This window comes from Mycolicibacterium sp. XJ1819 (assembly GCF_053483675.1).
Genome location: NZ_JBEFST010000035.1, coordinates 1 through 19,774, shown reverse-complemented (window position 1 = coordinate 19,774; position 19,774 = coordinate 1). Strand labels below are relative to the sequence as shown.

18 protein-coding genes are annotated in these 19,774 nt (G+C 62.0%); 13 read left to right on the top strand and 5 right to left on the bottom strand.

Annotated elements, in window-relative coordinates:
• Positions 1-774 precede the first annotated feature (774 nt).
• From ABQE89_RS26000 to ABQE89_RS25965, 8 genes are read left to right on the top strand one after another with little or no spacing between them, the layout of a single operon-like run.
• A complete protein-coding gene (locus ABQE89_RS26000; RefSeq protein ID WP_448422057.1) occupies positions 775-1,545 on the top strand; it encodes an MlaE family ABC transporter permease in 771 nt (256 codons plus the stop codon).
• Between the two features lie 2 nt (positions 1,546-1,547).
• A complete protein-coding gene (locus tag ABQE89_RS25995; protein WP_448422065.1) occupies positions 1,548-2,399 on the top strand; it encodes an ABC transporter permease in 852 nt (283 codons plus the stop codon).
• Between the two features lie 2 nt (positions 2,400-2,401).
• Complete coding sequence (locus ABQE89_RS25990) at positions 2,402-3,856, top strand: MCE family protein (RefSeq protein WP_448422063.1); 1,455 nt, start codon at positions 2,402-2,404, stop codon at positions 3,854-3,856.
• 46 nt (positions 3,857-3,902) lie between these two features.
• Complete coding sequence (locus ABQE89_RS25985) at positions 3,903-4,931, top strand: MCE family protein (RefSeq protein ID WP_448422055.1); 1,029 nt, start codon at positions 3,903-3,905, stop codon at positions 4,929-4,931.
• Complete coding sequence (locus tag ABQE89_RS25980) at positions 4,928-6,286, top strand: MCE family protein (protein WP_448422053.1); 1,359 nt, start codon at positions 4,928-4,930, stop codon at positions 6,284-6,286. The genes ABQE89_RS25985 and ABQE89_RS25980 overlap by 4 nt, the downstream gene beginning before the upstream one ends.
• The gene (locus ABQE89_RS25975; protein WP_448422051.1) at positions 6,286-7,680 is read left to right on the top strand and encodes a virulence factor Mce family protein; all 1,395 of its coding nucleotides are present in this window, start codon (positions 6,286-6,288) and stop codon (positions 7,678-7,680) included. Before ABQE89_RS25980 ends, ABQE89_RS25975 begins: the two co-directional genes overlap by 1 nt.
• A 38-nt stretch (positions 7,681-7,718) precedes the next feature.
• Complete coding sequence (locus tag ABQE89_RS25970) at positions 7,719-8,882, top strand: MCE family protein (RefSeq protein WP_448422061.1); 1,164 nt, start codon at positions 7,719-7,721, stop codon at positions 8,880-8,882.
• Position 8,883: 1 nt separating this feature from the next.
• Positions 8,884-10,386, top strand: coding sequence for an MCE family protein (locus ABQE89_RS25965; protein ID WP_448422049.1), 1,503 nt, complete (start codon positions 8,884-8,886; stop codon positions 10,384-10,386).
• A gap of 502 nt (positions 10,387-10,888) precedes the next feature.
• Here ABQE89_RS25965 and ABQE89_RS25960 read toward each other — a convergent pair.
• The 3 genes from ABQE89_RS25960 to ABQE89_RS25950 form a co-directional block, all read right to left on the bottom strand.
• Positions 10,889-11,323 carry a lipoprotein LpqH gene (locus ABQE89_RS25960; RefSeq protein WP_448422047.1) on the bottom strand — a complete coding sequence of 145 codons (435 nt, stop codon included), beginning with the start codon at positions 11,321-11,323 and terminating at the stop codon, positions 10,889-10,891.
• Positions 11,324-11,388: 65 nt separating this feature from the next.
• On the bottom strand, positions 11,389-12,603 hold the full coding sequence (locus tag ABQE89_RS25955; RefSeq protein ID WP_448422059.1) for an acyl-CoA dehydrogenase: 1,215 nt from the start codon (positions 12,601-12,603) through the stop codon (positions 11,389-11,391).
• A gap of 20 nt (positions 12,604-12,623) precedes the next feature.
• Positions 12,624-13,883 carry a bifunctional 3,4-dihydroxy-2-butanone-4-phosphate synthase/GTP cyclohydrolase II gene (locus tag ABQE89_RS25950; protein ID WP_448422045.1) on the bottom strand — a complete coding sequence of 420 codons (1,260 nt, stop codon included), beginning with the start codon at positions 13,881-13,883 and terminating at the stop codon, positions 12,624-12,626.
• Positions 13,884-14,340: 457 nt separating this feature from the next.
• Here ABQE89_RS25950 and ABQE89_RS25945 point away from each other — a divergent pair, with 457 nt between their 5' ends.
• Together ABQE89_RS25945 and ABQE89_RS25940 are read left to right on the top strand one after the other, a co-directional pair.
• Positions 14,341-15,522 (top strand): LLM class flavin-dependent oxidoreductase, encoded by a 1,182-nt coding sequence (locus tag ABQE89_RS25945; RefSeq protein WP_448422043.1) that lies wholly within the window; start codon positions 14,341-14,343, stop codon positions 15,520-15,522.
• A gap of 48 nt (positions 15,523-15,570) precedes the next feature.
• Complete coding sequence (locus ABQE89_RS25940) at positions 15,571-16,104, top strand: flavin reductase family protein (RefSeq protein WP_448422041.1); 534 nt, start codon at positions 15,571-15,573, stop codon at positions 16,102-16,104.
• Here ABQE89_RS25940 and ABQE89_RS25935 read toward each other — a convergent pair.
• Entirely contained in the window at positions 16,101-16,898 is a 798-nt protein-coding gene (locus tag ABQE89_RS25935) for a tyrosine-protein phosphatase (protein ID WP_448422039.1), read from the bottom strand. The two genes, ABQE89_RS25940 and ABQE89_RS25935, sit on opposite strands and share 4 nt — an antisense overlap.
• Positions 16,898-18,154 carry an acyl-CoA dehydrogenase family protein gene (locus tag ABQE89_RS25930; protein ID WP_448422037.1) on the bottom strand — a complete coding sequence of 419 codons (1,257 nt, stop codon included), beginning with the start codon at positions 18,152-18,154 and terminating at the stop codon, positions 16,898-16,900. The genes ABQE89_RS25935 and ABQE89_RS25930 overlap by 1 nt, the downstream gene beginning before the upstream one ends.
• A gap of 84 nt (positions 18,155-18,238) precedes the next feature.
• Between ABQE89_RS25930 and ABQE89_RS25925 the strand changes: the two genes are divergently transcribed.
• The 3 genes from ABQE89_RS25925 to ABQE89_RS25915 form a co-directional block, all read left to right on the top strand.
• Positions 18,239-18,523 carry a hypothetical protein gene (locus ABQE89_RS25925; RefSeq protein WP_448422035.1) on the top strand — a complete coding sequence of 95 codons (285 nt, stop codon included), beginning with the start codon at positions 18,239-18,241 and terminating at the stop codon, positions 18,521-18,523.
• Positions 18,524-18,553: 30 nt separating this feature from the next.
• Positions 18,554-19,477, top strand: a complete 924-nt coding sequence (locus ABQE89_RS25920; protein WP_448422033.1) for a phosphotransferase family protein — start codon at positions 18,554-18,556, stop codon at positions 19,475-19,477.
• 40 nt (positions 19,478-19,517) lie between these two features.
• The coding region (locus tag ABQE89_RS25915) for a hypothetical protein (protein WP_448422031.1) at positions 19,518-19,774 on the top strand (257 nt) is incomplete at its 3' end.

Genomic DNA, 19,774 nt, shown 5'->3' with positions numbered 1-19,774 from the left:
GAGACCAGGCTCGGGCCGGCGAGCGTGCAATACCAGTGGGCCAAACGAATGTCAGCGTCCGGGTTGGCCGCCTTGCAGTTCCACCGCAACCGTTGCGCCGAACGATCCAGGCGTACAACGAAAGTCATGGCACCCACGCCTTCAGCCCAGCCGCCCCCATAATCCCGACTTCGAACCGCGGCCGGAAGAGCGAGGTTGGAGCGCGACCGGGTGGGACACGGGCGTTGAGTCGCGCTCGATTACCCGCCGCATTCACGGCGGCGGAGTGGTGACGCAACGCTTGCCAGAATGACGCCTACCCGCGCCACATCGAAGCAAAGAAGTCGGCGAAGCGACTCGGGACGTAGGAAGCGGCGGAATCCACACGGCCGCAAGTTATATGCGGGCAGTACCGGCTCAGTGAAACCAAGTCGTTGAGTCGCACCGAACCGCATCGACGCAGCGCTTGCGTGTGGCCTGAAAATGACGCGTACGTAGTTAACGAGTGTCGAAGCACGATGTGTTGACAGTCACAAGCTCCTAGATATACTGACGCGACAGTATCGTGAAGAGCTATAGCTGAACGTCAGCCGGCGCGCCGACTCTGGTGCGGGGCCGACAGCGACCGAGAGTGATCCACATGCATCCGATGAGTGCGCACGAAATCGTGCATCGATGCTTAAAAGCGCGCGTCAGCGGGCGGCTGACGGTGCAGGAGAGTCGTCGGTGGCAGGCTTCAAGATTTGGGCGCACGCGTGGGCTTCTGCTCGACACTCCGAGCGAAAGGGTCCGTGCGTGACCGTTACGCAACCGCTCTTAAAACCCGTAAGCGGCATCGGCGGAATCGCCGCAATGTCGCTGGATACTTTCGTCCAGCTCTTTACTTCGCGGTTCGCCTTCCGCGAGTTCATCGAGCAAGCTTGGTTCGTCGCGCGGGTGTCTGCGGTGCCGGCGATCCTCCTGACGATTCCCTACAACGTATTCATCCAGTTCGTCTTTAGTGTCGTTCTGTCAGAGATCGGGGCCGCGGACTTTACCGGCGCCGGTGCTGCGCTCGCGATCGTGACTCAGACCGGCCCGTACATAACCGTGTTGATTGTTTCGGGTGCTGCGGCTACCGCGATGAGCGCAGACCTCGGAGCGCGAACCATCCGCGAAGAGATCGACGCGATGCGGACCATGGGGATCAATCCGATTCAGCGCTTGGTGGTTCCGAGAGTGCTCGCAATTACATTCAACGCCATATTGCTTAACGGAGTCGTTATCGTCTTCGGACTCACAGGTGCGTATCTGTTCTCCGTCTACCTCACCAATGTGACTCCCGGCGCTTTCGCGGAAAACCTTACGTTCCTCATCGGGCTTCCCGACGCCATCGTCGCCTTCATCAAGGCAACCCTGTTCGGAGCCGCGGCGGGCGTGATCGCATGCTACAAGGGGCTACACGTTGCTGGTGGACCGCAGGGAGTCGGTAACGCAGTCAACCAGACAGTCGTTTACGCCCTTCTTTGCCTCGTCGTCATCAACACCTTGGTGACGACCGTGGCCGCACCGATGACGACATCATGACCATGAATCAGGTAATCAAAACTACGCGGCCATGGATGTCACGAACCGCCCGCGGGTGGGTCGACGGATGGAACCGGGTCGGCGAGCAAGTTGCGTTCTCCGTGAACACGTTACGCGCCATTCCGGAAGCAATTTTCAGATACCGAATCGAGGTGATGCGACTCATTGCACAGATGAGTTTCGGGGTCGCTGAACTCGCGTTGTTCGGCGGCACAGTAGTCATTATCAGCCTGCTGACCAGCAATGTCGGCAGCATCGTTGGGACGATGAGTTACACCCAGTTGGGTAGTGTGGGCATCGAGGCGTTGACCGGATTCCTGTCCGCCTACATCAATCCCCGTCTGGTCGCGGGGCTGATCACCTCGGTTGGATTGGTTATCACCATCGGGGCCGGAGCAACGGCGCAGCTTGGCGCTATGCGCATCAACGAGGAAATCGACGCCCTCGACGTGATGGGTATTCGGACGATCACCTATTTGGCATCAACGCGAGTGGTCGCAGGGTTGATCATCACGGGCCCGCTGTTCTGTGCATCGCTTATCGCCGCGATCGTAGTGAACGAACTTACGGTCCGCTTCTCATTTGGGCAGTCGACAGGCGTCTACGCCCACTACTTCAACAGCTTCCTGAAACCCACCGACATCATCTGGGCATTCATTCAGGTAACGATCGCGGGAGTGATCATCATGTTGATCCACACCTACTACGGTTTCACGGCCACTGGTGGACCCGCCGGCGTCGGACAAGCGACCGGGCGTGCGGTGCGCGCGTCGCTCATCGTGGCGACAACCGTGGCGATGATGGCGGGACTGATGCTTTACGGCCGCTCCGGCGACTTCAATTTTTCGGGATGACCATGACGACCAAACGGCGCGCTGCCGGGTTGCACCCGGCGCTGTGGACTCTGATTCTGCTGGTGGTAATTGTCGCCGCCGTCGTTGTCACGCTCCTTGTATTCAACCGCGACCTTCAACCGTACGCAAAGCTGCAACTGCAGTCTGACCGCAGCGGCCTGATGATGGAACCGAACGCAAAAGTCAAGTTCCACGGCGTTCAAGTCGGCCGAGTGTCCGCAATCCAGCCCGACGGGCAAGTGGAACTACAGCTTGAGCTGTATCCAAGCCAGCTGCAATATATTCCGGCAAATGTTGAAGCAGAGATCACGGCTTCGACTGCGTTCGGCGCGAAATACGTAGAGCTGATTCCTCCGGCTGATCCGGTCCCGCAGAGCCTTGCCGCCGGAGCGGTGCTGCGGTCACGGAACGTCAGCACCGAGGTGAACACGGTGCTCGACAATCTGGTCGGCGTCCTCAATCAGATAGATACCGCGAAACTCAATGCCGTCCTATCGGCGCTGGCCGACGGATTCCGGGGTAAGGGCGAAGATATGGGTGAGGCGATCAGCAGCATGAATGAGGTTCTGCTGGCGATCAATCCACGTCACCAAACTCTCCGCGCAAACTACCATGCGCTCAAAGGTGCTGCGGATACCTACAGTGCGGCTGCCCCCGACTTGGTGAAGGTCCTCGACGCCGCGAGCACCACGAGCGTCGCCGTCACCGAGAACGCTAAGGAGTTGGATTCGCTCCTCCTCAACGTGATTGGCGTGTCGACCAGCGGCATCAATTTGATTGCTCCGAATAAGGACAACCTAATCCGGGGCATCAACGCATTCGAATCCACGACTCGGCTGCTGATGAAGTACAACCCCACGATCACGTGCACGATCGTCGGTGGAAAGGTGGTGCTCGACAGCGGACTCACCGATGTCCTCGGCGGAGATGGCAGGACCGCGATCCTGGATGCCAGCCTGCTTCTCGGTGATGAACCGTACAAGTATCCGCAGCACCTGCCCGTCAACGGGATCAAGGGCGGACCAGGGGGAGCGCCAAGTTGCGGTTCGCTGCCTGATGTTGGGAAGAACTGGCCGGTTCGCTATCTCGTAACAAATTCAGGTTGGGGCACCGGGCTCGACGTGCGACCGAACCCTGGCATCGGCTTTCCAGGATATGCCAACTACTTGCCGGTTACCCGGGCTCAGCCCGAACCCCCGAGCGTTCGTTACCACGGCGGGCCCGCGCCGGGACCAATCCCGTATCTCGGCGCGCCGCCCTACGGCGCGCAACTCTATTCACCGGATGGGACGGCGCTGTATCCCGGGCTGCCACCCGCTCCACCCCCCGGCCGGCCACGGGAGGCCGGCCCACCACCGGCTGGGTCCGAGCCGTTTGCGCCTGTGGTCCCGGGCGTGCAGCCGACACCGGTACTCGGTGAACCGCATCTAGCGGAGGCACCACACCCGGCGCCGTGACCCTGGCCCGTGGGTAGAGCTCTGGACACGATAGAGAAAGGCAGACATGCGGAAGAGATTCGCAAGCACGTTGTGGCGCTTCGTAATTTACGCTACAGCATGCCTAGCGTTGGTCGGCCTGGTCTTCGCCATCTTCGGAGAGATCCGGTTCGAAAAGGCCGAAACTTTCAAAGCCGAGTTCGCCAACGCATCCGGACTGTCTGGCGGCAACTTCGTCCGAATCGCCGGCGTAGAGGTCGGTAAAGTGAAAAACCTATCGGTTCAGCCTGATTCGACGGTTCGCGTCGAATTTTCTACTGATGAATCTGTTGTCCTGACCGAGGGGACTAAGGCGGTAATTCGCTACGACGACCTTATTGGCGGACGATATCTGGCGTTGGAAGAAGGTGTCGGAGGAGTCAGGAAGCTGAATCCTGGGGACACTATTCCACTGGGTCGGACAGAGTCGGCGCTGGACCTGGACGCATTGGTCGGCGGATTTCGTCCCCTTTTTCGAGCACTGGAACCCGATCAGATTAATGCGTTGAGTAGCGAACTGATCACCGCGTTCCAAGGGCAGGGATCGACGATAAGTTCGGTCCTGACACAGACGGCGGCGCTAACGGAGACTCTCGCTGATCGCGACCAGTTGATCGGCCAAGTAGTCACGAACTTGAACACGATGCTTGGTTCAATCGGTGACCAAGGAGACCAACTTGCCGAAACCGTGGATTCGCTCACCGGGTTGGTCGAAGGGCTCGAAGATCGTAAGGAAGACATAACGAACGGTGTCGCGTACGCCAACGCCGCTGCGGGATCGATAGCGGATCTCTTGACCGAGGCGCGCGAGCCGTTCAAGAAAGTCATCCACGAGACCGACCGCACAGCGTCACTTGTGCTCACAGAACATGAATACGTCGATGACCTGTTGAACACGTTGCCGGACGCCTATCGTCTGCTTGCCAGGCAGGGCCTTTACGGGAACTACTTCAGCTTCTATCTCTGCGACGCCGTGCTGAAGATGAACGGCAAGGGCGGCCAACCCGTCTACGTGAAGTTGGCGAGTCAGACCTCTGGGAGGTGTGCTCCGCGATGAAGCCCTTCAGTGACCGCAATCTCCTGGTAACCGGCGGTATCGCCATCGGGGTGATTCTCGCGTTGATCACACTGGCTCTGAACTTCGCCAGGTTGCCGTTCTCGCCCGGCGGCAGGAGCTATTCGGTCTACTTCGACGGAGCGGGCGGGCTGGCGCCAGGCAGTTTCGTTCAGGTTTCCGGTGCACGCGTCGGGCGGGTCACCAGCGTCGAGCTCGACGGGCCGAAGGTGCTGGTGCAGTTCAGCATTGACGGAGACGTCCATCTCGGAGACAGATCGGAGGCGGCGATCAACGCGAAGAGTCTGCTTGGGGCCAAACTCCTGGAGATAACGCCACGCGGCGAAGGCCGACTTGCCGAACCCATCCCGCTGGACCGTACAACACCGGCGTACAACCTGCCCGACGCATTGGGAGATCTGAGTAAGACGATAGGTGGGTTGGATACCCAACGGCTATCGGACTCGTTGGCTGTGCTGGCACAGGAGTTCAGCGATACCCCGCCCGATCTCAAGGCTGCGGTGAAGGGATTGGGCCGGCTTTCAGAAACGTTGAACGAACGCGACCAACAGATGAGGAACCTGCTGCAGAATGCGAACAAGGTCAGTGGTGTGCTCGGAGATCGCAGCGACGCAGTCCTCCGCCTAGTACAAAGCACGAATTCGTTTCTCGCCCAGCTCCTGACGGAAAGCCAGGCGCTCGATGAGATCGCCGGTAACATCTCCGCCGCTGCTCAGCAATTGCGCGGTCTGATCGACGACAACCGCGAAAGCTTGAAACCAGCATTGGAAAAGCTCAACGGTGTGCTGACGCTCGTCGACAACCGCAAAGAGAAACTTCAGGAGACCATTCCGCTGCTGAACGGCTATGTGCTTTCGTTGGGCGAAGCGCTAGCAGCGGGACCATTCTTCGGCGCATACATCGCCAACTTGCTGCCAGGTCAGTTCCTGCAGCCGTTCATCGATGCGGCCTTCTCCGACCTCGGTCTTGATCCGGCTGTGAAGTTGCCTTCGGAACTAACGGACCCACAGACAGGCCAGCCGGGCACGCCGCCTATGCCGGTTCCGTACCCGCGGACCGGACAAGGAGGCGAGCCACGTCTGACCATTCCAGACGCGATCACCGGCAACCCGGGGGATAGTGAGTGTGGTGTCCCCGGCCTTCCGATGCCCGGTCCAGGATGCTATCCGCATCGAGAGCCACCCCCCGCGCCGCCGCCGGGCGGCCCGCCACCGGGGCCGCCAGCACACGCACCGTCCAGCCACGGCGGATCAGCCGCCAACGATTCGGCCTCCGGCGAGCAATCGACACACGGGCCTACGTCGCGGAATCAACCACTTGAAGGTGGTGAGAACTGATGCGTACCAGAGGCGCTCGGATCGGCCTTGCGATGCTATTGGCCCTGATCGTCGTCAGTGGCGTCGTGGTGCTGCAAACAGCGACAGGCAACGGCCGTACGTACGTCGTCGGATACTTCGACAACGCCAACGGCATCTACCCCGGTGACAATGTAGTCATTCTTGGGGTACCGGTCGGCAAGATCGAAGAGATCGAACCGCAGCCCGACCGAGCCAAGGTGACCTTTTGGTACGAGGACAAATACAAGGTGCCCGCCGATGCCAAGGCGGTGATACTTTCGCCGGCGCTGGTGACGGTCCGCGTAATCGAGTTGACTCCGGCGCACACCGGTGGCCCGGCTATGGCGAATGGTGCCGTGATTCCGCAGGAACGCACCGCGGTGCCAGTTGAGTGGGACGATCTGCGTCAACAGCTGGAAAACCTTACGGATACACTGCAACCCACCCAGCCAGGCGGGGTCAGCACCCTGGGGTCGCTGGTGAGTACGGCAGCGGACAACCTGCGGGGTCAGGGGTCAGACATTCGTGGGACCGTACTCCAGCTTTCGCAAGCTGTGTCAGCACTGGGTGACCACAGCGGCGATATCTTCGGCACGTTCGAAAACCTTGCCAAGCTGGTTTCAGCCCTACGGGACAACAGTGGGGTTCTGCGGCAACTGAACCAAAACCTGGCGACGGTTACTACGCAACTCGCCAACCGCCCTCAGGAGGTCGGAAACGCAATACGGGATCTGAACGATGTCGTCGGCGACATCACCGACTTCGTGTCGGAAAACCGCGACGCGTTGGGTACTACCACTGACAAGTTGGCATCCGTATCCCAGGCCGTGACCGATGTTCTAGGCGATCTCAAGCAGACCTTGCATATTGGGCCGACTGCTTTGCAGAACTTTGTGAACATCTACGAGCCCGCCCACGGCTCATTGAGTGGTGTGCTTGCAACTAGCAGCTTTGCGAATCCGGTGCAGTTCCTGTGCTCGGCGATACAGGCTGCGTCCAGGCTGGGTGCAGAGCAATCAGCCAAACTGTGTGTGCAGTACCTGGCGCCGATCATGAAGAACCGTCAGTACAACTTCTATCCCCTCGGTGAGAATCTGTTCGTGGGAGCTACGGCGCGCCCCAACGAGATCACCTACAGCGAAGACTGGCTGAGACCGGACTACATTGCCCCGACGCCTGAGGATGCCAAGAGGGCTGAAGGATCACGCACGGTGGCGCCACCCCCAAATGGTCCGCTTCCCCCGGCGAACTCCATATACAACTTCTTCGGCAATCACCTGGGCCCCGATCACGGGCATCCGCCTTTTGTGCCGGTCAAGCCAGCCATTCCGATACCTACAGATCCGGCCACCGGGTTGCCAGGAATGATGGTTCCGCCAAAGGGTGAAAAATGACCTGCCTGAAGTGTTTCGTGACGGGTTGGCGCCGCCGCATGGTGGCGTTGCTGCTGGCGGTTGCCGTGATGACGGTTTCCGGTTGCGGCACCCTGCGTGATTTCAGGGGTGCGAACTCCTTCCCGCTACCAGGAACGAAAGGCGGCGGTACGAACTCCTTCCCGCTACCAGGAACGAAAGGCGGCGGTACGAACTCTTACACCGTCCAGGCGCAGATGCGGGATGTCCAGAATCTCAAGCAGAATTCGCGTGTACGCGTAGACGATGTCACCGTCGGCAACGTAACGAAGATCGAGCGTCAGGGCTGGCAAGCGTTGGTGACGATGACCCTGGAGCACGACGTTCAGTTGCCGGGAAACGCCGTTGCCACCCTGGGGCAGACGAGTCTCTTGGGGTCGCTGCACATTGAGTTATCGCCGCCGAAAGATATCCCGGCAGAAGGCAAACTGCACGATGGGTCGCTAATACCGCTGGCATCGACGGGTGACTACCCCTCGACCGAGCAGACGCTGGGGGCGCTATCGCTGGTGCTCAACGGTGGGGGCGCAGCCCAACTACAGGACATCACGCAGGCTTTGAGTACCGCCTACAGCGGTCGCGGCGACGAACTGCGCAGTCTGATCTCGCAAGTCGATGAGTTCACTGGTCATCTCAACGATCAGAAAGATGACATTATCGATGCAGTAGAGAGTCTGAACGGGCTTGCGGGTCAATTCGCTGAGCAGAAGCCTGTTCTGGACAGGGCCCTGCAGACGATCCCGCATGCACTCACAGTGCTGAAAGACCAGCGACACAATCTGTCCGATGCATTGGACCAGTTGGGCAAGTTCGATGCACTCGTTGTGGACTCGGTGAACCAGACTAAAGAGAGTCTGCTCAGGGAACTGCACGACCTCGGTCCCGTGCTCCAATCAGTGGCCGACGCCGGGCCGGCGTTGATCGAATCGTTGGACTTCTTCTCGACCATGCCATTCCCGAAATCCACGCTGGCGAACTATTTCCGGGGGGACTATGCGAATGAAACGCTGGTTGTCGACCTCACGTTGAGCCGGCTCGACGCGAGTCTACTGACCGGCACGCGATTCGAGGGTTTGTTGACGGAGATGGAGTTGCAGTGGGGCCGCACGATCGGCCAATTGCCTAGCCCTTACACGGTTCGCAACCCGTTGCTTGCGCCGTACAACTTCAACCAGGGGCCGTGACATGAACCTGACGAGGCAAATGCGAATCCAACTCGCGGTCTTCGGGCTTGTTGCGCTGGTGGTGGTGGGTTACGTAGCCACCAACTACCTACGAGTGCAGTCGACCGTTCTCGGGATCGGGCGGTACACCGTCACTGTAGAGCTACCGAACGCCAGTGGTCTCTATCCAGGGGGGAACGTTACCTATCAGGGCGTGAATGTCGGGCGTGTCGACGACGTCCGGTTGGGGCGAGGTGGGGCCGAGGCGGTACTCCTGTTGAACTCCGGAATCGAGATCCCGGCGGATGGCATCACCGCTGCGGTGCACAGCATGACGGGAGTCGGCGAACAATATGTTGCGTTATCGCCGCGCGGCGGGGAAGGCCCACCGTTGAAGAACGGCGACGTGATCCGGCGAGAAAACACGTCGATCCCCCCGGACATCAATGCCTTGTTGAGCGCCACGAACCGCGGACTGAACGCCATCCCTCGAGATGACCTCAAGACCGTCGTCGACGAGTCCTACATTGCTGTCGGAGGCCTAGGCCTGGAGCTGTCTCGACTGGTGAAGGGCGTCAACAGGCTGTCGATTGATGCCCGCAACAATCTCGACTCCCTCCTCACCGTGATCGACGACTCGAAGCCGATACTGGACAGTCAGATTGATTCCGCCGACTCTGTCGACATGTGGGCGAGGAATCTCGCAAGTGTTACCGAGCAGTTGCGGGACAACGATTCCGGCGTGCGGGGAATCTTGACAGACGGCCCTCGAGCGCTCGACGAGACGCGGCAGTTAGTAGATAGGCTGCAACCAACCTTACCGATCGTGCTGGCCAATCTGGTGAGCGTTTCAGAAGTGGCGATAACTTATCGAGACAATCTCGAGGCGATACTTGTGTTGGTGCCTCAGATCACTGCGATCACCCAGGGGTCGATCCAGGCGCAGCGGGACACGAAGCAGGATTACAAGGGCCTGTTCCTGGATTTCAACCTGAACTTGAACCTTCCGCCGACATGCACCACCGGTTTCCTTCCTGCCCAGCAGCAACGATCACCCGTGTTCGAAGATGCTCCGAACCGCCCGCCGGGTCACCTCTACTGCCGGATCCCCCAAGACTCCACACTCACGGGGGTTCGCGGCGCCCGCAATTACCCATGTGTGACTCGACCGGGAAAGCGGGCCCCGACGGTGAAAATGTGTGAGTCGGATGAGCCATACATCCCGCTGAACGACGGGTTCAACTGGAAGGGCGACCCGAACGCAACATGGACCGGGCAAAGCGTCCCCCATCTCGACCCCGGTGAAACCGCCCCGGCGCAGGCTGTAACCGAATCGGCTGCTGTTGGAGATGCCGCGCCGAGCGCAGCCGGTGAGCCGATGGAGATCGCGGCTGCGGAGTACGACCCCGCGACAGGCATATACATCGGACCGGACGGCAACGTATACACACAAACCAATTTGGGGCGCACCGCAGCCAAGGACCAGACGTGGCAGGAGATGCTCACTCCCCCGACCTCAAACTGAATGTAGCGATCTGAAAAGAAGGCCCGCCGGCGGAGTGCAGCGGCTGACGGCGGCGGCGAACCCGATGATTGGCACGGTGAATACCCGTTGACCACGAGGCGAGGGTGTCCAGCGTCGACTTTCTGCCATTTATGCCGCGCTCGAATTGAACCGGTGAACGCCGTAGAGACGCCCCGCGCCATTATTTTGTATTCGGCAAGGACGCCGAAAAGAGAATTGAAAAGTGCCTCGTAATACGCGAGGAGGATTTCACGATCCGTCCCCGAATTTGAACGATGAGTCGGTGGCGCCGTCCTCCGAAAACAGAGGCTTCCTCTGTTGCCACAGTCTTAGCCGCGGCTTCTGTCTCGGCATACGCGGACCGCGCGGGCGTTCTCGTCTTCGTCAAGAAGCCGTCGCTGCTGGCGACGGTCAGCCAACCACCACCCCGTCAAGCGTTCGGGTGACGTTGGCAGGTCAACGGCAAGTGGCTGGTCGGGGATTCGGACCGGGTTAGGCCTCCTCAGCAGGAAACGGATGCATGGAAGGATCGGGTCGTACGTTCATATGATTGGTCGCCGTAGCCCACCAAAGTTCCGTTGACTTGGTAAACGGTGTCGGTAATCGCCAAGGTGGCATCACCTTCCAGGTTGCGCGTATAGGTGCCGTCAAATCCAGTGAGGCCACGCACTCTGACGAAGTCAACGATTGGTTCACCCTGATTTGAGACCATCATGGTCAATCCGGATCCATCGTCTCCGAACATAATCGTTGTCAGCGGTCCTACGGGTGCGCACTGCACGGAGTCGAAAGCGTCCAGCCGGTGGCCGTCGATGCTGAGCTCGGCCGTCCCGGGGGGCAGTGCCAATTGGCGAGCTTGCGGTTGTTCGGATGAGCATGCGGTCCCGCCACCGGTTATCAGCGCTGTTATCGCGACCGAGATGCCAAGCTGTTTCACGATCCGGCCTCCTAAGAAAATACCCCAAGAATGCTAACCGATGGTGCCTTCAACGTTATTGGCTTTCAATTACGTGGTGAATCTCGATGAAGAAGAGCGCGTGCCATCACGACACGCTGTATTTGATTGGTCCCTTCATAGATTTGCGTGATCTTCGCGTCGCGCATCATTCGTTCGACGGGGAAGTCCTGGGTGTAGCCGTAGCCGCCGAGGAGTTGAACAGCGTTGGTGGTTACCTCCATTGCGACGTCGGAGGCGAGGCACTTCGACGCGGCAGAAATAAAGCCGAGGTCCGGCTCGCCCCGTTCGGCGCGGGCAGCGGCGCTGTAAACCATCAGCCGGGCCGACTCAATCTTCATCGCCATGTCGGCGAGCATGAACTGCACCGCCTGGAAACTATTGATGGACTGGCCGAACTGCACCCGGTCCTTCGTATAGGTGATTGCGGTGTCAAGAGCCCCCTGGGCGAGGCCAACCGCCTGCGCGCCGATGGTGGGACGGGTGTGGTCGAGCGTGCGCAGCGCGGTTTTGAAGCCGGTGCCGGGCTCGCCGATTATCCGGTCACCGGGTATTCGACAATCGTCGAAGTAAAGCTCAGTCGTCGGTGAACCCTTGATACCCAATTTGCGCTCTTTGGGCCCTACAGACAATCCGTCGTCGTCACGATGCACCATGAAGGCCGAGATTCCATTGGCCCCCATGTCCGGATCCGTTACCGCCATCACCGTGTACCAAGTGGCTTCGCCGCCGTTGGAGACCCAACACTTACTGCCGTTGAGAACCCAGTCGTCACCCACTGCGTTTGCGCGGGTGCGCATTGCTGCCGCGTCGCTCCCGGCTTCCCGCTCACTCAGGGAATAAGAGGCCAGTGCCGCGCCGGAGCCCACCTCGGGCAAGACCTGTTTCTTCAGATCCGCGGAGCCCGCAAGCAGCAAACCCATGGTGCCGAGCTTGTTTACGGCAGGTATCAGTGAAGCGGAGACGTCTGCGCGCGCGACCTCTTCAATCACGATGCAGGTGGCCACCGAATCGGCGCCTTGACCGCCGTACTCCTCTGGCACGTGGACGGCCGAAAAACCACCAGCGCTCAATGCGGCAAGCGCCTCGGAAGGAAAGCGTGCGTGCTGGTCGACGTCGGCCGCATAGGGGGCGATCTCCTTATCGCACAATTCGCGCAGCACGCTACGCAACTCGACGTGCTCCTCCGGAAGCCGGAACACATCGAACGACGGATTTCCCCAAACCCACGATTGACCGTCCGCACGCGCGGGTTCACGCAACCCGGAGCCGAAATCCTTTGTCACCGCGCCCTGCTCAGCGACTCGGACGGGTCCGCGCACGATGCTGATCCTGCATCTAGGTGCGCGGATAGCAGATGTCCGAGTTTGTCCCGCTTGGTTTGGAGATATGCGATGTTCTCCCTAGTCAAGCGCGGTGGCAGCGGTATGCGTTCGGTGATTTCCAAGCCGAAGCTTTCGAGGCCCGCGTACTTGGTCGGATTGTTAGTGATGAGCCGGATCCGATAGACGCCGAGTTCGCGAAGAATCTGCGCAGCGACTGAGTAGCCACGGCTGTCGACCGGAAGGCCGAGTTCGATGTTGGCATCGACGGTATCCCGCCCTGAGTCCTGCAGGGTATAACTACGGAGCTTGTCTGCCAGACCAATCCCGCGGCCTTCATGGCCGCGGAGGTAGATGAGGGCTCCACGGCCGGCCTCCGCGATGCTGCCGAGGGAATCGTCTAACTGTGATCCGCAATCGCAGCGTTCAGAACCGAACAGATCTCCAGTAAGACACTCACTGTGAACACGAACGAGCACTGGCTGCGGAGTCGTGACATCGCCGTGCGTCAGAACGACGTGCTCGAGTCCATCGACCAACGATTCCCAGACATGGCAGGTAAATTCGCCGTGTCGGGTTGGAATTCGAGCGCTCGCGCGACGGATCACGAGGGTCTCATGGCGGAGCCGATGTTGAATCAACTCCTCAATCGAAATCATCGGGAGTCGGTACTGACGGGCGAACTCGGTCAACTCACAGCCCATGGCCATCCGGGTGCCATCCGAACTCACGATCTCACAGATCACACCGGCAGGCTCAACACCGGCCAGCCGCGTAAGGTCGACCGCGGCTTCGGTGTGGCCTGGACGTTCGAGCACACCACCGTCACGGCTGCGAAGCGGGAACACGTGGCCAGGTCTGACGAAATCTGAGAAGTCCATGCGCGGATCAGCAAGTGCGGCAATCGTGCGTGCACGGTCCGCCGCCGAAATACCTGTAGTGATTCCTTCCGCAAGGTCAACTGACACCGTGAACGCGGTACGGTGTGCCTCCCGGTTGTCGAGGACCATGGGCGGAATCTGCAGTGCGTCGACACGCTCACCAGGAAGCGCGACGCAGATGACTCCGGATGTGTGCCGTACATAAAAGGCGATGGATTCCGGCGTGGCCGCGCCGGCGGCCATAATGAGATCGCCCTCGTTCTCTCGCTTCTCGTCGTCGGTGACGATGACCACGTCGCCACGTCGGATTGCGTCGATCGCAGCAGCCATACCTGTCATGGCGGCCTCCTCGTGAGCAGTATGGTGGTCCCCGGCGTACGGGCAGCGACACCGGCGGTACACTGGAGAGCCAGTATACCGCCTGCCGGCGGAATAAAGCAACGAGTTGAATCGGGATGCCGGGTCATTGACCTAGAACCAGCTGTATTCGGCGAGCGGCCGCGACGAACCTCGCTAGGTTGAGTACCGCTTCTAGGGCGTCGAATCGCAAGGCTACTACGGCAATTGCGCTGACTCGCCGTGCACGTTGGCTAATTGTGCCCGCGAGGCGTGATCAACTATTGGCTAGCCGGTATAGTTTCTGTATACTGGCTAGCTGGTATAGCAGTTCGGTGCAGGCACCGACCACGACCTCGTCTAACGCACAGCAGGTGGTGGCCTGAGGAAACGTGAATCGGCTGGCCCGATCACTTCCCGTCCGCATCGCCTGCCCAGTCCGAAAGGGTGAGGTACGACATTGCACACAGGCCTATCTCTCATCTTCCAGAATGTCGACGACGACGTCACGGACGCCGCCGTCTACAAGCACGAACTCGAGCTCGCGGCCCGCGCGGAGGACGCAGGATTCGATTCCGTCTGGACACCAGAGCACCACTTCACTTCGTACCAACTGACACCCAACGTTCCGCAGTTCTTGGCGTGGCTGGCGGCGAAGACCTCACGAATCAGGCTCGGAACGATGGTTTCAGTTCTGCCGTGGCAGGATCCGATCCGCACTGCGGAGAGCTTCGTGCTGCTCGATCACCTCTCCGGGGGACGCGCCGTACTTGGAATCGGACGCGGTCTGGCGCCAACCGAGTTTGAGGGCTTCCGGCTCGACATGGGTGAGTCGCGGCGCCGGTTCAGCGAGTACGCCGAGGCGATCATGAATGGGCTCGACAGTGGATTCATGGAGTTCCGCGGAGAGCTCTATCAGCAACCGCGGGTAGAGCTGCGGCCGCGCCCGTACGCGCCGTATCGAGGACGTACGTTTGCGTCGGCGATCTCACCCCAATCGATCGATCTGATGGCGAAGCTGGGCGTGGGACTAATGGTCATCGCGCAAAAGCCATGGGAGACGGTTGAAGCCGAGATGGCGAACTACCGTGCTCGTTATCTCGAGATGAACGGCGAGGAAGCCCCCAAGCCAATCCTCTGCGTATTCGTCGGCGTTGCTCCGACGGAGGGTGAGGCACAGCATCTTCGGGACGTATATCTACAGCGATATGCGAAATCAACTGTGGAACATTATCAGTTCGACAACATCGGGTTCGCCGAAATCGAGGGTTACGAGTATTACGCCGGGCTGAGCCGCAACATTGAGAAGCACGGACTCGACCGGTTCTGCTCGTTTCTGGCCGACCTCCAGGTGTGGGGGACCCCGGATCAGGTGGTCGAGCGACTACTGGGCTACGTGGACCGGCTGGACGCGGGTGCTGTCGTCTTGTGCCCAGCTCACGGCAATATGCCGACCGAAGTGTCGTCAGCCAACTATGACCTGCTTACTCGGCTGGTCCTTCCTGAACTGAAGGCCTACGACGTGGGCGGTGACATCGGCGTGCGCCACGGCGTCGGCCCGCAACGTGACCGCCGTGCTCGGACACGTGACGAACAAAACGAAGATCCAGACAACATGCCATCAATCGGATTGTTGCCGTGAAGCTGCGGCCACACCGAACTGTGCCGTCTTGACCAAGGAGGTGCTGTGATGGATACCGCTGCAAAGGTTGCTCCCGCACGTTTCCGTCATGTGTTCAGTCATCTCCCGTCTGGTCTGACGGTGATCGCGGCGCACGGGGCAGACGGTCCAGTTGGGATGGCAGCGAATTCGGTAACCTCCGTATCACTGGACCCGCCGCTACTGCTTTTCTGCCCGGCGAAGTCATCATCGACGTGGCCGAAGATCAGGGAGTCGGGCACGTTCTGCGTGAATGTTATGGCAAGCCATCACGAGGAAACGGTGCGCCAATTCGCATTGAAAGATGCCGACCGCTTTGTTGGCGTGATGTATGAAGACAGGCCGAACGGTCCCGCCATCCGTGACGCAATTGCATGGGTCGAATGTCGGCTCGAGAACGAGAGCGAAGCCGGCGACCACACGATTGTCCTCGCGCGGGTGGTCGCGGCGGAAATCGGGGACGCAACTGAACCCCTGGTCTTCTTTCGAGGCGGATACGGAACATTCAACGGACCCGCCGCAACATTGGGGGCTCGACAACCGGATCCTCGGAGAGGTAACTAGCCCAACAGGTTGGCGCGCAGGTTGGCGACGTCGTCGTCGGTGACCCCCGCCGCCTCGAGGTAGCCGCGCAGCCCGCCGTAGTCGCGCTCGATCGTGCGGTGAGCCGCCGCGAGGTACTCCTCGCGAACGCCGAGCACCTCGTCGGTCAGCCGCGCCTCGGCGAACGTCAGCGTCTCCTCGGTCTCGGAGTGCTCCCGCACGGATTCGAGGATACGTTCGCGCAGCGGGTCGGTGGCGGCATTGCTGCGCAAGAAGTCGGCGAGGATCGCGTCGCGGTTCACCCCGAGCGTCTCGAGCACCGTGGCCACCGTGAACCCGGTTCGGTCTTTGCCCGCGAAGCAGTGGGTGATCACCGGGCGTTGCGCGGCGAGCAGCGAAATCACCTGTCGCACCGCTCGTTTCGCGCCACCCAGGGTGGGGAAGCGCTCGTACTCCGATGTCATGAACCGACCCGCGGCCACGGCGACGTCCTCGTCGTCGGGCTTCTCGCTCATCATCTTCTGGAACGTCGCCTCGTGCGGCGCCTCACCGTCGACGGCCGACACGTCGGGAAAGGGCAACAGGTGCACGGCGATGTCTGGGGGGACCGCGCCGGGGCCGCGGCGCTCGACTTCACGCGGCGCGCGCAGGTCGGCGACGTCGGTGATGCCGAGATCCTTGAGCCGGCGGCTGCCCTCCTGCGAGAGCCGGCTCAGCTCGCTGGACCGGAAGAAGATGCCCGGCCGCACGCCGGTCTCCTCCGCGACGTCGCGGAAGTTCCATGCGCCCGAGAGTTCCCCGACCTGGATCGCCACTAGCGCGCCATCTCCGGGTTCGACAGGCGGCACGCCGCCGCGGCCAGAGCGTCGGGCTCCCGGCCCAGTTCGGTGCGGGCGATGGTGCGCATGTGCACCTCGTCGGGGCCGTCGAACAGCCGCATGGCGCGGTGCCAGCCGTACAGCCGCGCGAGCGGGATGTCGTCGGAAACCCCGGCGCCGCCGTGCACCTGGATGGCCCGGTCGATGACATCGCAGGCGACCTGCGGTGCGACCGCCTTGATCTGGGCCACCTGCACCTGGGCCTCCTTGCTCTTGTTGCCGTGCTGGTCGATGGTCCAGGCCGCCTTGTGGCACAGCAGCCGCGCCTGGTCGATCTCGTTGCGCGACTTGGCGATCGACTCACGCACCACACCCTGCTCGGACAGTGGCTTGCCGAACGCGACCCGCTTCTGCACCCGGTCGATCATCAGCGCCAACGCCCGCTCGGCGGCGCCGAGTGCTCGCATGCAGTGGTGGATGCGGCCGGGACCCAGGCGGGCCTGCGCGATCGTGAACCCGCTGCCCTCTTCGTGCAGCAGGTTGGCCGAGGGCACCCGAACGTTGTCGAAGACGATCTCGCAGTGCCCGTGCTGGTCGTGCCAGCCGAACACCGGAAGCGAGCGCTGGATGTCGACGCCGGGAGTGTCGACGGGCACCAGGATCATCGACTGCTGCTGATGGCTGGCCGCGTCCGGGTTGGTGCGGCCCATCACGATCAGGATCTTGCAGCGCGGGTCGGCGGCCCCGGTGATCCACCACTTGCGGCCGTTGATGACGTAGTCGTCGCCGTCGCGCAGCATCGTGGTCTCGATGTTGCGGGCGTCGCTGGAGGCCACCGCCGGCTCGGTCATCGCGAACGCGCTGCGGATCTCGCCGGCCAGCAGCGGTTCGAGCCACTGCTTGCTCTGCTGCTCGCTGGCGAACAGGTGCAGCGTCTCCATGTTGCCGGTGTCGGGGGCCGCGCAGTTGATCGCCTCGGGGGCGATCTCCAGGCTCCAGCCACTGATCTCGGCCAGCGGCGCGTACTCGAGGTTGGTCAAGCCGGACACCGGCGGCAGGAACAGGTTCCACAGGCCGCGGTCGCGGGCCAGCTTCTTGAGCTCCTCGACGATCGGCGGCACGGTGTGGTCGCCAGGGCCCGCCGCGGCGCGGTAGTCGTGGTACTCCTTTTCCGCGGGGAAGACGAACTCCACCATGAACTCGGTGAGTCGCTGGTGATAGTCCTGTGCCTTGGCCGACATGCTGAAGTCCATGCCCTCACGATAAGCGACCGCCAGATGAGAGCTTTCTCATGCTGGTGTCATCGTGCTCACCGATGCCGTGGCGATCGTGGGGTTATGACGCCCGCACTGTCGTTACTGCTCGGCCCCCAGGCCGGCGACGTGTTGGCGGCGGCCCTCGGCGCGGTCGGCGCCGGCCTCGACGAGGTGCGCCCGGCCGGTGTGCACGTGCGACCGTCCGGCGCCGCTGTCGTCCGCTACGCCGCGGTCATCCGCCGCGCCGACGGCCGCGGCGCGCCGGACATGTTGGTGGCCTCGACAGGGGACCGGATTCCGCCGGGTGCGGCGCTGATCGCCGGTGAGCATCACGGCACGGCGGTCGAGGTCGGCGTGTGGCGCTGACTTCAGGACCCGGCGCTGCCCGCGCTGGCGGTGGCGACCGACCCGGCCAGGCTGGCCGGGGTGCTGCGGGAGGCCGGGCTGACGACGGCGACGACCGTGCGCATCCGGCTGCGCGCCTACCGGCCGGGGCAGCGAGCCGTGGTGGCGGTCGCAGACGGGCAGAAAACGTGGTTCGTCAAGGTGGTGCGGCCGGCCGTGGCGGCCTCGCTGCGTGCCCGCCACGACCTGATCGGTGCACTGCTGCCGGTGCCGCCGGTGCTGGCAGCCACCTCGGACGGGCTGCTGGTGCTGCCGCGGGCGACCGGAACACCGCTGCGCCAGGTACTGGCCACCGACGGGCCGGCACCCCCGCCCGCCGAACTGGACGCACTGCTCGACGCGCTGCCGCCCGAGTTGACGCGATTCCCGCGCGGCGGGGCGGCGCTGGACCGGGTGCACGACTTCGCCGCGGTGTTGCGGCACACCGTCGACCCGGTGTCGTCGGTGTGCGACGGGCTCGACGACGTGGTCGCCGAACTGTCCGACGCCCCGGCGACCACCGACCCCGTCGTGCCCGTGCACGGCGACTTCTACGAGGGCCAACTCTTCACCGCGGGCGGGCGGGTGACGGGGGTGCTCGACGTCGACACCGCCGGGCCCGGGCACCGCGCCGACGAGTGGGCGACGCTACTGGCCCACCTGCTGGCCGCGGCCATGACCGCGCGAACGCCTGCCGTGCACCGATACGCCGAGGCGGTGCTCGCGCATGCGCGGCGCCGCGTCGACCCGCACGACCTTCGTCGCCGCACCAGCGCGGCCCTGCTCGGGCTGGCGACCGGACCGTTCCGGGCGCAGCAGCCGCAGTGGGAGCGGCACACCCAGGCCCGCATCGCGCTGGCCCGCGACTGGCTGCGGGCAGATGAGAGAACGCTCATCGAGGATTTCCCGGCGTCTCATCTGGGCGTCCGATTCTGAACTCGCAAGCTCAAAGACCGCATAGAGAAGGAGCAACACCATGCAAGGTCGTCCCACGTGGAAGGTCGTCACCGCCGGCGCCGCGCTCACTGGCCTGGGACTGGCCGGGGTCGGCATCGGAAGCGGGATCGCGCAGGCCGACGCCCCCGGCGCCACCCAGCCCCAGTCCGCGACGGTCAGTGTCGCCGCGGAGTGGTTCGAGATCGACAGCCCCGACGACAGCCCCAATGACTCGGTACAGACAATGGACCACAGCTACGACGACAGCTGGGAGGACAGCTACGACGACAGCTGGGA

Excerpts from the sequence above, each read along its gene's own strand:
- ABQE89_RS25970 (WP_448422061.1), top strand. The coding sequence starts at position 7,719 with ATGGTGGCGTTGCTGCTGGCGGTTGCCGTGATGACGGTTTCCGGTTGC.
- ABQE89_RS25950 (WP_448422045.1), bottom strand. The coding sequence starts at position 13,883 with ATGACAGGTATGGCTGCTGCGATCGACGCAATCCGACGTGGCGACGTG.
- ABQE89_RS25985 (WP_448422055.1), top strand. The coding sequence starts at position 3,903 with ATGCGGAAGAGATTCGCAAGCACGTTGTGGCGCTTCGTAATTTACGCT.
- ABQE89_RS25975 (WP_448422051.1), top strand. The coding sequence starts at position 6,286 with ATGCGTACCAGAGGCGCTCGGATCGGCCTTGCGATGCTATTGGCCCTG.
- ABQE89_RS25930 (WP_448422037.1), bottom strand. The coding sequence starts at position 18,154 with ATGGACTTCAGCATGTCGGCCAAGGCACAGGACTATCACCAGCGACTC.
- ABQE89_RS25995 (WP_448422065.1), top strand. The coding sequence starts at position 1,548 with ATGAATCAGGTAATCAAAACTACGCGGCCATGGATGTCACGAACCGCC.
- ABQE89_RS25990 (WP_448422063.1), top strand. The coding sequence starts at position 2,402 with ATGACGACCAAACGGCGCGCTGCCGGGTTGCACCCGGCGCTGTGGACT.
- ABQE89_RS25980 (WP_448422053.1), top strand. The coding sequence starts at position 4,928 with ATGAAGCCCTTCAGTGACCGCAATCTCCTGGTAACCGGCGGTATCGCC.
- ABQE89_RS25940 (WP_448422041.1), top strand. The coding sequence starts at position 15,571 with ATGGATACCGCTGCAAAGGTTGCTCCCGCACGTTTCCGTCATGTGTTC.
- ABQE89_RS25965 (WP_448422049.1), top strand. The coding sequence starts at position 8,884 with ATGAACCTGACGAGGCAAATGCGAATCCAACTCGCGGTCTTCGGGCTT.
- ABQE89_RS25925 (WP_448422035.1), top strand. The coding sequence starts at position 18,239 with ATGACGCCCGCACTGTCGTTACTGCTCGGCCCCCAGGCCGGCGACGTG.